Source organism: Sphingobium sp. PNB (genome assembly GCF_019873065.1).
In the GTDB taxonomy this organism is placed as follows: domain Bacteria; phylum Pseudomonadota; class Alphaproteobacteria; order Sphingomonadales; family Sphingomonadaceae; genus Sphingobium; species Sphingobium fuliginis.
The window spans coordinates 1-11,725 of record NZ_JAINEZ010000124.1 but is presented as its reverse complement, the minus strand read 5'-3'; the positions used below and the strand labels follow the sequence as shown (position 1 = coordinate 11,725).

Here is an 11,725-nt window from a genome sequence, read left to right as displayed (position 1 = left end):
CCACCGCCGCCTCCGGTTGAGGAGCCCGCCCCGCCAGCGGTGGAGCCCGTCGCAGCGCCCGTGGAGCCCGAGCCCGTCGCGCAAGCCGCACCCCCGGAAACGGCAAGGCCGGACTATCGGTTCGACGATATTTACGGGCGCGCCGAAGCGGATGCGCGCGACGATTGGGCCGAACCCGCGCCGGTAGCGGCGAAGCCCCGGCGCAACCGGCTGAAGATATGGACCTATGCGGCGCTCGCCTTCTGCCTGGCGATCGGCGCGGCCGGCGGGGCGCTCTGGTATTTCGGAACGCCTGGCTGGGCGGTCAATCTGGGCCTGGTGCCCGAGGAAGGCGACCCGGACCTGCTCTTCTATCTTTCCAAGCCTGCCGAGCGGCGCAAGCTGCCGACCGGGGAGGAATATTTCGCCTTTGGAGCGCGGATCGTGAACAGCGGCAAGCAGGTGCTGCCGGTGCCCCCCGTGCTGGTGCAACTGCGCGACAGGCAGAACCGGCTGGTGTTCAGCTGGACCACCAAGGCGGACCGGACCAGCCTGAAACCGGGTGAGGAAGCGTCGATCAACGAAAGCCGTATCGACATTCCGAAAAATGCCGAGAATCTGTCGCTGACCTTCGTCCAGTGATCCGTTCGTCGTTCCTGCGCAGGCGGGAACCCATCTCCTGAACGTGCCGCCTGGGACGACTTATGGGAGATGGATTCCCGCCTTCGCGGGGATGACGATCTCAAAAAATCACGGATAGCTCACCGTCTTCGGCCGCCCCTGGGGGATCGGGATGAATTCCCGGTCGTCGCCGGGGATCAGGGGAAAGCGCATGGCTTCCCAATCCTCGCGGGCCTGCATCAGGCGGTCGGTGGAGGATGACACGAAATTCCACCAGACATGGCGAGGCGTCCGGAACGCCTCTCCCCCGCAAAGTATGACGCGGCCGCCGTCCACGCTCATCAACGTCGCCCTGATGCCGGGCCGCAGGACATAGAGCATCTGCGGCTGGAGCATCATTCCGTCCAGCGCCGCGTCGCCGCCGGAAACATAGATCGCCCGCTCCTCCGCATCCGCATCGATCGGGACCGAACCGCCGGGGGCAAGCTGGATGTCGGCATAGATGGTGTTCGCATAGGTGGTGACCGGTGAGGTTGCGCCCCACAGGCTGCCCATGATCACGCGCGCCCGCGCCCCAGCGCCATCGATGACGGGCAGGCCGCCTTCACCGACATGCTCGAAGGCCGGGTCCATCTCCTCATAACGGTCGGGAAGCGCGAGCCAGGTCTGGATGGCGGACAGTTTCGACAGCTTTGCCCGGTCCTCGTCCGGCGACCGCTCGCTGTGGACGATGCCCTTGCCAGCGGTCATCAGGTTGACCGCGCCCGGCTCGATCAACTGCTCCGTGCCCAGGGAATCGCGGTGGAGGAAGCTGCCTTCATACATATAGGTGACGGTGGCGAGGTTGATGTGCGGGTGGGGGCGCACGTCCACGCCCTGCCCCGGTTCGATCCGGGCGGGACCGGCCTGATCGAAGAAGATGAAGGGGCCGACCATGGTGCGATCCTTCACCGGCAGGGAACGATGGACGCGGAAATCGCCCAGGTCATGGGTGGTGGGCGTGATCGTCTGGATGATCGGATCGTTCTGGATGATCGGTTCGGGCGGGGTCATGCTGCGTCCAGTTCGGGATAGTGGCGGAAGACATCTTCGTCGGTGAACGGCAGGCGCCGTTCGCTTGCCAGATAGTCCTGCAATTCGGGCAGCGCCGCAACCCGGTCATGCAGATCGGCAAGGCGCGGGAAGGAGGGCGTCAGCGTCGCCATGCGCAGCGGAAAGGCGTAGCGCAATCCCGCGATCAGGTGAAAGAGCGAGAGATCGGCATAGCTCCAGCTTCGGCCTGCCAGCCAGTCGCCCGTCTCCGCGCTCAGGGCATGTTCGAAATAGGTCAGGAATTTGGGGATGCGGCCGGCGCGAAACCCCTGGGCGGCGCGCAGGGCCTCGGCCTTCTGATTCTCATAATAGAGATGGGCGCCGACCGGATGGTGGACGTCATGCGCCTCGGCCACCATATCCATGATGGTGAGCTGCACCTGGGCGAGCCAATAGCGCGGCTTGAGGCCGCTGGGGCCGCATTCATGGCGTTCGGCCAGATAGAACAGGATGTTGGCGGTCTGCGCCACGGTGCGGCCGTCCGTCACCAGATAGGGCGGGGCGAAGGCGGGACCGGCGTCGTGACGCTCCATGTCCGCCATCAGCGCTTCGTCGCCGTCGGTGCGGGCGCGGTCGCGATAGGCGATGCCGCACGCCTCCATCGTCAGCCGCACGAACTCGCCGCGCCCGGCTATGGTGGACCAGTACCAGAAATCATAGGCCATGATGCGCGCCTCCTTCGACGGCGGCACAACGTTCGAACAGGCGCTATGGTGTCATTCGCCCGGCGCGCGAGCCTTTATCGCCAGGGCATGGACCTTTTCGCGCAGCAGATCGGCCAGCGCGGCATTGACCATCCGCTGGCGGGCGACGCGGTTCTGGCCCGTGAAGCGGCCGGAGACGATCTCCACGGTGAAGTGGCTTTCGCCCGATCCGTCATGCCCGGCATGGCCGCGATGCTTCTCGCTGTCATCGATCACGGCGAGCCGTTCGGGGCTGAGGGCGGCCTGCAGCCGGGCTTCGATTTCGGTGGCGACAGGGCCTTTTAGAATCTCGGTCATCGCCCCTATATAGGCCCTTTATTCCCCGTTGCATCAGGACAATCTTGGCTAGCGATCCCTTCTCGACCCGGCGTTTCAACCGTTTCCACGGCCGCGTGGAAAGCGACCGCCCCTGCGCGGTGCCCGGCTGCGAGGAACCGGGGGAATTTCGCGCGCCGCCCCTGGAAGGAGGCCGGCCGAACCAGGAAGGCCCACGCTGGCGCTGGCTGTGCCTCGACCATGTGCGGGAATTCAACCAGGGCTATAATTTCTTCACCGGCATGAGCCCGGAGGAGATCGCCGCCGCCCAGCGCCCCTATGCGGGGTGGGAGCGGGAAACGCGGGCCTTTTCGTCCAACGCCGCCAGCCCGCCGCCCAGATGGTCGGACTTTCAGGACCCGCTGGACGCCATCGGCGCCAAGTTCAGGGAGCGGGTGGCGAAGGCGCGGGCCGACAACCAGACGCGGCAGGACGGGAAATTCCTGTCGCGGGACGACCGGCGGGCGCTGGAGGTGATGGGGTTGCCGATCGACGCCGACCGAAGGGCGCTGCGGCAGCGCTACACCGAATTGCTGCGGCGCTTTCATCCCGATCATAATGGCGGCGACCGGAGCCATGAGGCTTTGTTGCAGGGAGTGATCGAGGCCTATCAATTGTTGAGGAAGGCTGAGGCCTTCGCCTGAACATCGTCGTTCCCGCACAGGCGGGAATGACTTGTGATCGGTTCATCGCGCTGTCATAGGCGCCGACCCTTCCCCGGAGATTCCTATGACAACCCGCGCCCTGGGCCTTGATTTCGGCACGACCAACAGCGTGGCCGCGCTCGCTGGCGGGGTCGAGTCGGAACTGGTGGAATTTGCCGGCAAGGAAGCAACCGGCGCGGTGTTCCGCTCCGCGCTCTGCTTCTGGCATGACAGCGGCGTGAAGGGCGGCATGGCGCATGAGGCGGGACCATGGGCGATAGCGGAATATCTGGAATTTCCGGAGGACAGCCGCTTCCTGCAAAGCTTCAAGTCGGTGGCGGCCAGCCCGGTCTTCGAAAGCGCGAATGTGTTCGAGAAGCGCTTCCGCTTCGAGGAACTGGGGCAAATGTTCCTCTCCCGCATGGTCGGCCATGCGGGCGGCGCGCTGGACCGCCGCCCGCAGCGGATCGTGGTCGGGCGGCCGGTGGAATATGCCGGATCGCGGCCCGACGAGGCGCTCGCCCGGTGGCGCTATGACGCCATGTTCGCAGGGTTCGGGGACGAGATTCACTATGTCTACGAACCGCTGGGCGCCGCGTTCAGCTATGCCAGCCGCCTGACCGAAGCGGCGACGATATTGGTGGCGGACTTTGGCGGGGGCACCAGCGACTTTTCCATCGTCCGGGTCGAGGCGCCGGGCGCGGCGCGGCGTTGCGTGCCGCTCGGCTCGGCGGGCATCGGCCTGGCCGGGGACCGCTTCGACTATCGGATCGTCGATCATCTGGTGCTGCCGATGCTGGGCAAGGGCGGCAGCTATCACAGCTTCGGCAAGGAACTGGAGATTCCGCGCAGCTATTTTGCCGATTTTGCCGACTGGTCGCGGCTGGCGCTGATGCGCAACCGGCGGACCATGGACGAGCTGGCGCGCTTGCAGAAGGCCGCCCATGATCCCGACGCCATCGGACGAATGATCACGGTGATCGAGAAGGAACTGGGCTATCCGCTCTACGACGCGGTGGGGTCGTTGAAGCGGCGGCTATCGGAGGCGGAGAGCGCGACCTTCCGCTTCGAAGGCGGCGGACTCGCCATCGAAAAGGAGGTGACGCGCGCCGATTTCGAAGGCTGGATCGCACCCGACCTCGCCCGGATCGAGGCGACGGTGGACAAGGCGCTCGACAAGGCGGGCGTGGCGCCCGATGCCATCGACCGGGTGTTCCTGACGGGTGGAACGTCGCTGATCCCCGCGATCCGGCACCTATTCGACCGGCGCTTCGGGAAAGAGCATATTGCGACCGGCGGCGAACTCACCTCTATCGCCCATGGGCTGGCGCTGATCGGCCAGGAGGCCAATTTGGCCGAATGGGCCGCTTGATCCTTACCGCTTAAGGCCCCACTCTATCGACATGCCCGTCCCTGATGGCTAGGGCAGTGCCGACCAGACCGTTCAAAGAGATTAGAAGATGACCGACATCCCGAACGTCCAACCCGATACCCGCGCCGAAACGCTGTTGGCCTCGCCCGACCGCGAAGTGGATGCGCGCGACGTGTTCGGCATCGATGTCGACATGAAGATCCCCGCCTTTTCGGAAGCCGATGAGCGGGTGCCCGATCTCGACCCCGCCTATGTGTTCGATCCGGACACCACGCTCGCGATCCTGGCGGGCTTTGCCTATAACCGCCGTGTGATGGTGCAGGGCTATCACGGCACCGGCAAGTCGAGCCATATCGAGCAGGTCGCGGCGCGCCTGCGCTGGCCGTGCATCCGCATCAATCTGGACGCGCATATCAGCCGCATCGACCTGGTCGGGCGCGACGCCATCGTCCTGAAGGACGGGCAGCAGGTGACGGAATTCCGCGAGGGCCTGCTCCCCTGGGCGTTGCAGCGGCCGGTGGCTTTGGTGTTCGACGAATATGATGCGGGCCGTCCGGACGTGATGTTCGTGATCCAGCGCGTGCTGGAAACCGACGGCAAGATGACTTTGCTCGACCAGAACCGGGTGATCCGGCCCAATCCCTGGTTCCGCCTGTTCGCGACCGCCAATACCGTGGGTCTGGGCGACACGACCGGCCTTTATCACGGCACGCAGCAGATCAACCAGGGCCAGATGGACCGCTGGAACCTGGTGGTGGCGCTGAACTATCTGCCCGCCGCGACCGAGGCGCAGGTGGTGCTCGCCAAGTCCGGCGAGTACGACCATCAGGGCGGCCGCAAGGAAGTCGAGAATATGATCAAGGTGGCGGAACTCACCCGCCAGGGCTTCATCAACGGCGACATCTCGACCGTCATGAGCCCACGCACCGTGATAAGCTGGGCGCAGAATGCGCTGATCTTCAAGAATATCGGCTTCGCCTTCCGCCTGAGCTTCCTCAACAAATGCGACGAGGCGGAGCGGCCGCTGGTGGCCGAATATTATCAGCGCGTCTTCGGCAAGGATCTGCCCGAAAGCGTCGCGCACCGGGCGGCCTGAGCGCCGCAGGGAGGAAAAAGCCATGATCGTCGTCGAACGGATCGATCCGGAGGGTGGCACCGCCCACCGGATCAGCATTCGCGGGCATGAACTGATCGCGGACATGACAGCGCCGGACGGTCATGATGCCGGGCCGGACCCGCATGATCTTTACGATTCGGCCTTGGGCGCGTGCAAGGCGATGACCATGCTCTGGTATGCGCAGCGCAACGGCATTCCTGTGGAGGGCATCCATGTCGGCGTGGTGCGCGATGCGAGCCAGGAGCGGCAGGGCATCTACAAGCTGACCACGCGCATCGCCCTGTCCGGCCCGTTGAGCGCGGAGCAGCATGACAGACTGATCGCTGTCGCCGCGAAATGCCCGGTGCACAAGCTGATGAGCGAGGTCGAGACGCAGATCGAAACCATCGCCGTGCCCACTGTCGGGGAGGGCGAACGGCCGTGAGCGAGACTGTCGCCCTGACGCCGGAGGAAGGCCGCCTGCCTTTGGAGAGCGCATTCAACCTGCGCGACTTCGGCGGCTATGCGACCGCTGACGGGCGCTGCGTGAAGCGCGGCATGCTCTATCGGTCGGGCACGATGGCGCTGCTGACGGACGGGGATGCGGATCATCTCCGTTCGCTCGGCATCAGGGCGATCTGCGATTTCCGCCGGGGCAACGAACGGACCGCCGAACCCACGCTCTGGCACGGGAGCGAGGTCGATTATTTCTGCCGCGATTATACGGAAAGCAGCGGGCTCCTCGGTGAGATGCTGAAGCGTGACGGCGCGACGGCGGACGATATGCGGCAGACGATGATCGCGCTTTATCGCGTCATCCCGGTCGACCATGCCGAATCCTACCGCGCCATGTTCGCGCGGATCGCGGATGGACGCGTGCCGTTGCTGATCAACTGTTCGGCGGGCAAGGACCGGACCGGCGTGGGCGCGGCGCTGATCCTGGCGGCGCTGGGCGTGCCGCGCCCCACCATCGTTCAGGATTATCTGGCGACCAACGCCCATGCCGATTGGGACTGGCTGCTGGCGCAGCGCGACACGCTGGTGGCGCGGATGCGGATGACCAGGACCGATATGCTCGAACCGCTGCTGAAGGCGGAATCCGTCTATCTGGATACGTTGTTCGCGACGCTGGATGAAAGCCATGGCGGCGTGGACGGCTATCTGAACGATGTGCTGGGCGTGGACGCCGCGGCGCGGGATTCGATGCGTGGGATGCTGCTCGACTGATGGCCGACCGTTCGCCCCTCGACGCTTTCAAGGACGTGCTGTCCGGCGCGGCGCGGTCGATCGCGCGCGACGCGGAGGTGGAGGTGAGCTTCACCGCCGACACGCCGCATATGGCGGGCAAGGCGATCAAGGTGCCGACGCCCGGACGCAATCTGCCCGCCGATCAGGTGGCGCTGGCGCGGGGTTTCGCGGACGCCAATGCGCTGCGGCTGCGGCACCATAATGCCCGGATTCACAATGCCGCCGCGCCTGCCGACGCGACGGCGCGGGCCGTCTATGACGCGGTCGAGCAGGCGCGGGTAGAAGCGATCGGTTCGCGGGCGATGGAGGGGGTAAGGGCGAACCTCAACCATGCGCTCGACCTGAAATTGAAGTCCGATCCGATCCGCCGGGCGCGTTCCGCCGATGAGGTGCCCTTGTCGACCGCGCTGGCGCTCAAGGTGCGCGAACGGCTGACCGGGCAGGCCGCGCCCAAGGATGTGCGGGCGGGCCTCGCCATGGTCGACCAGTGGATCGAGGACAAGGCGGGCGCCGATCTCGACGCGCTGGCCATGGCCATCGACGACCAGCGCGCTTTCCAGAAGCTGACCTCGGCCATGCTGGAGCATCTCCAGTTGATCGACGCCGACGTGCCGCCCGAAACCGACGAGTCCGAACCGCAGGAAGAGGGCGAGGACGAGGAGCAGCAACAGGAAGACGGCGACAGCGGCGAGGATCAGGCGGGCGACAGCGACGCCTTTGCCGAGGCGCGCGCCGAGGACCAGGGCGGCGACAGCGAGGACGGCGAAACCGAATATAGCGACGAGTTCGACGCCGACAGCGAAGAAGGCGCGGAGGATATGGGCGAGGAGGGCATGATGCCCGTCCGCCCCAACCGGCCGATGGGCGACCTGCCGCCGGGCTTCGACTATAAGCCCTATACGCAGCTTCACGATGAGGTCGTGACCGCCGAGGATCTGTGCGACGAGGATGAATTGCTGCGCCTGCGCGGCTTCCTCGACCAGCAGCTCGTCAGCTTGCAGGGCGCGGTGACGAAGCTTGCCAACCGGCTCCAGCGGCGATTGATGGCGCAGCAGTCGCGGTCCTGGGACTTCGATCAGGAAGAGGGGCTGCTCGACGCGGCGCGCTTGGCGCGGATCGTGATCGATCCGACGCGCTCGCTCTCCTACAAGATCGAGCGTGACACCGAGTTCCGCGATACGGTCGTGACGCTGTTGATCGACAATAGCGGGTCGATGCGCGGGCGGCCGATCTCCATTGCGGCGATCAGCGCCGACATCATGGCCCGCACGCTGGAACGTTGCGGGGTGAAGACCGAGATATTGGGCTTCACCACCCGCGCCTGGAAGGGCGGGCAGAGCCGGGAGGACTGGCTCGCCGCCGGGCGTCCGCCGATGCCGGGGCGTCTCAACGACCTGCGCCACATCATCTACAAGAAGGCCGATGAACCCTGGCGCCGGGCGCGCAAGAATCTGGGCCTGATGATGCGCGAGGGGCTGCTCAAGGAGAATATCGACGGCGAGGCGCTGCTCTGGGCGCATAACCGGCTGATCGCCCGCAATGAGGAGCGCCGCATCCTGATGGTGATCTCCGACGGCGCGCCGGTCGACGATTCCACCCTGTCGGTGAACAGCGGCACCTATCTGGAGCGCCATTTGCGGCAGGTGATCGAGTGGATCGAGAACCGCTCGCCCGTGCAGCTCGTCGCCATCGGCATCGGCCATGACGTCACGCGCTATTATCGCCGCGCGGTGACCATCATGGATGCCGAACAGCTCGGCGGGACCATGGTGGAGCAGCTCGCCGGACTGTTCGACGAAGATTAGAAGCCCTGCTCGTTCGGGCTTCCGCGATGTCGAAGCCCGGGCCTTCCCTTGAAAAGAAGATCGGCAGTTTCGACCTCGTGTCAGCGCGAACAAGCGTTTTGACAGGAGAGTGCAATGAGTGTCGCCTTTCGTCGCGAGAGTGACGAGGAGCATCTGGAACCCACTTTCGAGATTCCGTTGCCGCCCGGACCCAATTGGGTGACGGCGCGCGGCCTGCGGCTGACGCGGGAGAAGGTGGAAGCGCTGGAGGCGGTCGATACCGAAGCCATGGCCGAGGAGGACGCCAAGAAGCTGAAGCGCGAGTTGCGCTATTGGCGCACGCGCCTGGCGACGGCGGAATTGCGGCCGGTGCCGGATGCGGAGGCTGTGGCCTTCGGCAGCCGCGTCACCTACCGGTTGAACGGCAAGGAGAAGGGGATCGCCATCGTCGGAGACGATGAGGCGGAGCCGACGGAAGGGCGTATCGCCTTTTCCGCGCCGCTCGCCCGGGCGATGATGGATGCGGAAGAAGGCGAAAGCGTCGATTTCGGCGGCAAGCCGGGCGCGATCATGATCCTCGCGATCGAAGCGATATTGGAGGAGTAGACCTCGCAATATGCCGGATTGTGTTCCTGCAAAGGCAGGAACCCAGTTCCGACGGCAGGACTGGGCTCCTGCCTTCGCAGGAGCACACTGCAAAAAGATCGGTATCGTTCAAACGGATAAATGCTGATCAAAAAAGCCCTCCAGTTTCGGCTGGAGGGCTTTCGTCTATTCAATCAAGCGTTGCGGCCTGCTTCGAACAGGAACCAGGCGCGTTCCTCGGCCTCGTCGGTCCAGTCGTCGATAATGCCCTCGGTCGCATTGTCGCCCGCTTCGGTCGCGGCCGCCTTGGCGGCGCGCAGCGCCTCGACCAGCTTCAGATTGTCCTCGCGCAGCTCATTCAGCATGTCGCCGGGGCTTACATAATCGGCGTCATTGTCGACCAGCGACTGGTGACGCGAAATGTCTCCGATGGAACGCAGCGTCGTGTTGCCGGTCTTGCGCACCCGCTCCGCGATCAGGTCGGTGGTCGCCAGGATCTGCGTCGCCTGCTCGTCGAACATCAGATGATAGTCGCGGAAATGCGGGCCGGAGACGTGCCAGTGGAAATTCTTGGTCTTGAAATACAGCGCATAGCTGTCGGCGAGCACGCCGTTCAGCGCCTCTGCGACCGACTTGGTGGCGTTGCTGCGCAGGTCCGTCGGGGTCTTGAGATCGGGGGCTGTCATGCTTGGCTCCTGCTGGGGGACTTGGTTTCGGACATATAATGGTCTGTCCCCGATAAGGTGCCATGACAAGACAGGAATTTTGCCGGGATAATGCCGGTCAGTGTGATGCAGCCAATCGATCAGGCGAGATGCAGGGCCGACACCGCCGCCGCCATGCCCGCCAGCAGCACCAGCACGCCGCCACCCAGCCGGATCGCGCGAAGCGGCAGCGCCTTGAATGACGGACCGCCCATCAGAATGGCGGGCACGGTCGCGGCGATGATGCCGATCGCCCCGCCCGTCGCGGCCAGGAAAGGATCGGCGGTCCGCACGGCGATTCCCAGGATCAGGAACTGCGCGCCGTCCCCGAAGCCGAGGATGAAGAGGCCAAGCGCGGTGGTCGGAAAGGGCCCCAGCCGCCAGCTTGCCAAGGGATCAGGCCGTTTCGTCGGCCAGAACATCCCTATTGCCAGGAAGATCAGCGCCAGCGCCAGGAAAAGGAGCCGCCCGTCCGTACCCAGCATCGGCGCGATGAAGGCGCCTGCCGCCGCGCCGATGGCCGCATTGGCGACCGCCGCCGCCACGATCCCCGCTATCACCGCTCCGTCGCGGCGGAACCGTTCGGCCAGCGCAAGCGCCAGCAACTGCCCCTTGTCGCCCGTCTCCGCCAACAGACAGCCGAGCAATGCGATCAGCAATGCATCCATTCAGCCGGCCAGACAGTCAGACGGTCAGGTGCGCGCCGGGCCCTGCCGCCGGCTTGGCGGCGACGGGCATGGCGATGACGTCCGCCTCCGGCATTTTGGCCGCGATCGCGTCGCGCATCAGGTCGAGATAGGACATGATGACCGGTCCGGCGCCTTGCAGCGACAGCGCCGATTGCAATGTGCCGGCCAGGCTTTCCACGCTGTCGAGGTGAAAGGCGCGGGCAATATGGCGAATGCGGTCGATCTCGTCGCGCAACCGCACGACCGATACATGGCCCCTTTCCCCCGCAAGCCCGTCGACCCGCCTCAGCAGATCGGCAAGAATGGCCAGCATCGGATCATGTCGCATGGAGAAGACTCCCCCGTCCTGTAACTCCGGCTCCCTGATAGAGCGAAGCGGGTTAAGGCCGCGTAAAGTGTAGCATAACCCCCGCGCCTGGGCCACGAGCCTTGACATGGGGCCGAATCTGCCTCATGGGGCACCGCTGAAACGGGGCGGTCCCTTCCTCGCAAGAGAATTGGGGCCGCTCTTCTTTTTCACGATATTCACGACCAGGGACTAAGGCCATGGCCAAGCCAGCAACCGTCAAGATTCGCCTCGTCAGCTCGGCTGACACCGGCTTCTTCTACGTCACCAAGAAGAATCCGCGCACCAAGACCGAGAAGCTGAGCTTCCGGAAGTACGATCCCGTCGTGCGCAAGCATGTCGAGTTCAAGGAAGCCAAGATCAAGTGATCTGACGGCGGCTGCGGTCGCCCGACGATTGCAGCTTCGCGGCATCATGCCCGAACGAAGAGGCCCGTCCCCCTGGGGGAACGGGCCTTTCCTTGTTGGCTGGGAATGCGGGTTGGGGGCGGATTTTGGGTGGATTGCGGACATTCCCCCTCCCGCAGGCGGGAGGGGGAATGTCCGC

The 11,725-nt window shown here is 65.1% G+C and carries 15 protein-coding genes; 9 read left to right on the top strand and 6 right to left on the bottom strand.

Features of this window, described 5'->3' with window-relative positions:
* The coding region (locus K7W03_RS24950) for a thioredoxin (RefSeq protein ID WP_222887609.1) at nt 1-621 on the top strand (621 nt) is incomplete at its 5' end.
* A gap of 108 nt (nt 622-729) precedes the next feature.
* Here the strand turns inward: K7W03_RS24950 and K7W03_RS24945 are convergent.
* From K7W03_RS24945 to K7W03_RS24935, 3 genes are read right to left on the bottom strand one after another with little or no spacing between them, the layout of a single operon-like run.
* Nucleotides 730-1,653, bottom strand: coding sequence for a pirin family protein (locus K7W03_RS24945; RefSeq protein WP_222887608.1), 924 nt, complete (start codon nt 1,651-1,653; stop codon nt 730-732).
* On the bottom strand, nt 1,650-2,357 hold the full coding sequence (locus K7W03_RS24940) for a glutathione S-transferase (RefSeq protein WP_222887607.1): 708 nt from the start codon (nt 2,355-2,357) through the stop codon (nt 1,650-1,652). Before K7W03_RS24940 ends, K7W03_RS24945 begins: the two co-directional genes overlap by 4 nt.
* A gap of 51 nt (nt 2,358-2,408) precedes the next feature.
* Nucleotides 2,409-2,693 carry a BolA family protein gene (locus K7W03_RS24935; protein WP_044661165.1) on the bottom strand — a complete coding sequence of 95 codons (285 nt, stop codon included), beginning with the start codon at nt 2,691-2,693 and terminating at the stop codon, nt 2,409-2,411.
* A 44-nt stretch (nt 2,694-2,737) separates the two neighbouring features.
* Between K7W03_RS24935 and K7W03_RS24930 the strand changes: the two genes are divergently transcribed.
* The 7 genes from K7W03_RS24930 (at nt 2,738) to K7W03_RS24900 (ending at nt 9,461) form a co-directional block, all read left to right on the top strand.
* On the top strand, nt 2,738-3,355 hold the full coding sequence (locus K7W03_RS24930) for a J domain-containing protein (RefSeq protein ID WP_061940861.1): 618 nt from the start codon (nt 2,738-2,740) through the stop codon (nt 3,353-3,355).
* Between the two features lie 85 nt (nt 3,356-3,440).
* Nucleotides 3,441-4,727: an Hsp70 family protein gene (locus tag K7W03_RS24925; RefSeq protein ID WP_222887606.1), complete on the top strand. Its 1,287-nt coding sequence runs from the start codon at nt 3,441-3,443 to the stop codon at nt 4,725-4,727.
* 88 nt (nt 4,728-4,815) lie between these two features.
* Complete coding sequence (cobS, locus tag K7W03_RS24920; RefSeq protein WP_222887605.1) at nt 4,816-5,823, top strand: cobaltochelatase subunit CobS; 1,008 nt, start codon at nt 4,816-4,818, stop codon at nt 5,821-5,823.
* Between the two features lie 22 nt (nt 5,824-5,845).
* The gene (locus tag K7W03_RS24915; RefSeq protein ID WP_222887604.1) at nt 5,846-6,268 is read left to right on the top strand and encodes an OsmC family protein; all 423 of its coding nucleotides are present in this window, start codon (nt 5,846-5,848) and stop codon (nt 6,266-6,268) included.
* The gene (locus K7W03_RS24910; protein WP_222887603.1) at nt 6,265-7,050 is read left to right on the top strand and encodes a tyrosine-protein phosphatase; all 786 of its coding nucleotides are present in this window, start codon (nt 6,265-6,267) and stop codon (nt 7,048-7,050) included. The genes K7W03_RS24915 and K7W03_RS24910 overlap by 4 nt, the downstream gene beginning before the upstream one ends.
* Nucleotides 7,050-8,876: a cobaltochelatase subunit CobT gene (gene cobT / locus K7W03_RS24905; protein ID WP_048577869.1), complete on the top strand. Its 1,827-nt coding sequence runs from the start codon at nt 7,050-7,052 to the stop codon at nt 8,874-8,876. The genes K7W03_RS24910 and cobT overlap by 1 nt, the downstream gene beginning before the upstream one ends.
* 114 nt (nt 8,877-8,990) lie before the next feature.
* Entirely contained in the window at nt 8,991-9,461 is a 471-nt protein-coding gene (locus K7W03_RS24900; RefSeq protein WP_099186455.1) for a GreA/GreB family elongation factor, read from the top strand.
* A gap of 173 nt (nt 9,462-9,634) precedes the next feature.
* On the opposite strand, the gene K7W03_RS24895 is transcribed toward K7W03_RS24900, so the two are convergent.
* From K7W03_RS24895 to K7W03_RS24885, 3 genes are all read right to left on the bottom strand, one after another.
* On the bottom strand, nt 9,635-10,126 hold the full coding sequence (locus tag K7W03_RS24895; RefSeq protein WP_048577868.1) for a Dps family protein: 492 nt from the start codon (nt 10,124-10,126) through the stop codon (nt 9,635-9,637).
* 119 nt (nt 10,127-10,245) lie between these two features.
* Nucleotides 10,246-10,812, bottom strand: coding sequence for a TMEM165/GDT1 family protein (locus K7W03_RS24890; RefSeq protein ID WP_222887602.1), 567 nt, complete (start codon nt 10,810-10,812; stop codon nt 10,246-10,248).
* Between the two features lie 16 nt (nt 10,813-10,828).
* A complete protein-coding gene (locus tag K7W03_RS24885) occupies nt 10,829-11,161 on the bottom strand; it encodes a hypothetical protein (RefSeq protein ID WP_044661155.1) in 333 nt (110 codons plus the stop codon).
* A 218-nt stretch (nt 11,162-11,379) separates the two neighbouring features.
* Here K7W03_RS24885 and rpmG point away from each other — a divergent pair, with 218 nt between their 5' ends.
* Nucleotides 11,380-11,547: a 50S ribosomal protein L33 gene (gene rpmG / locus K7W03_RS24880; RefSeq protein WP_007687342.1), complete on the top strand. Its 168-nt coding sequence runs from the start codon at nt 11,380-11,382 to the stop codon at nt 11,545-11,547.
* The last annotated feature ends 178 nt before the right edge of the window (nt 11,548-11,725 follow it).

What these genes read in the sequence shown, in the direction of transcription:
- K7W03_RS24945 (WP_222887608.1), bottom strand. Translation starts at nt 1,653, where the DNA reads ATGACCCCGCCCGAACCGATCATCCAGAACGATCCGATCATCCAGACG.
- K7W03_RS24940 (WP_222887607.1), bottom strand. Translation starts at nt 2,357, where the DNA reads ATGGCCTATGATTTCTGGTACTGGTCCACCATAGCCGGGCGCGGCGAG.
- K7W03_RS24935 (WP_044661165.1), bottom strand. Translation starts at nt 2,693, where the DNA reads ATGACCGAGATTCTAAAAGGCCCTGTCGCCACCGAAATCGAAGCCCGG.
- K7W03_RS24925 (WP_222887606.1), top strand. Translation starts at nt 3,441, where the DNA reads ATGACAACCCGCGCCCTGGGCCTTGATTTCGGCACGACCAACAGCGTG.
- cobS (WP_222887605.1), top strand. Translation starts at nt 4,816, where the DNA reads ATGACCGACATCCCGAACGTCCAACCCGATACCCGCGCCGAAACGCTG.
- K7W03_RS24915 (WP_222887604.1), top strand. Translation starts at nt 5,846, where the DNA reads ATGATCGTCGTCGAACGGATCGATCCGGAGGGTGGCACCGCCCACCGG.
- cobT (WP_048577869.1), top strand. Translation starts at nt 7,050, where the DNA reads ATGGCCGACCGTTCGCCCCTCGACGCTTTCAAGGACGTGCTGTCCGGC.
- K7W03_RS24900 (WP_099186455.1), top strand. Translation starts at nt 8,991, where the DNA reads ATGAGTGTCGCCTTTCGTCGCGAGAGTGACGAGGAGCATCTGGAACCC.
- K7W03_RS24895 (WP_048577868.1), bottom strand. Translation starts at nt 10,126, where the DNA reads ATGACAGCCCCCGATCTCAAGACCCCGACGGACCTGCGCAGCAACGCC.
- K7W03_RS24890 (WP_222887602.1), bottom strand. Translation starts at nt 10,812, where the DNA reads ATGGATGCATTGCTGATCGCATTGCTCGGCTGTCTGTTGGCGGAGACG.
- K7W03_RS24885 (WP_044661155.1), bottom strand. Translation starts at nt 11,161, where the DNA reads ATGCGACATGATCCGATGCTGGCCATTCTTGCCGATCTGCTGAGGCGG.
- rpmG (WP_007687342.1), top strand. Translation starts at nt 11,380, where the DNA reads ATGGCCAAGCCAGCAACCGTCAAGATTCGCCTCGTCAGCTCGGCTGAC.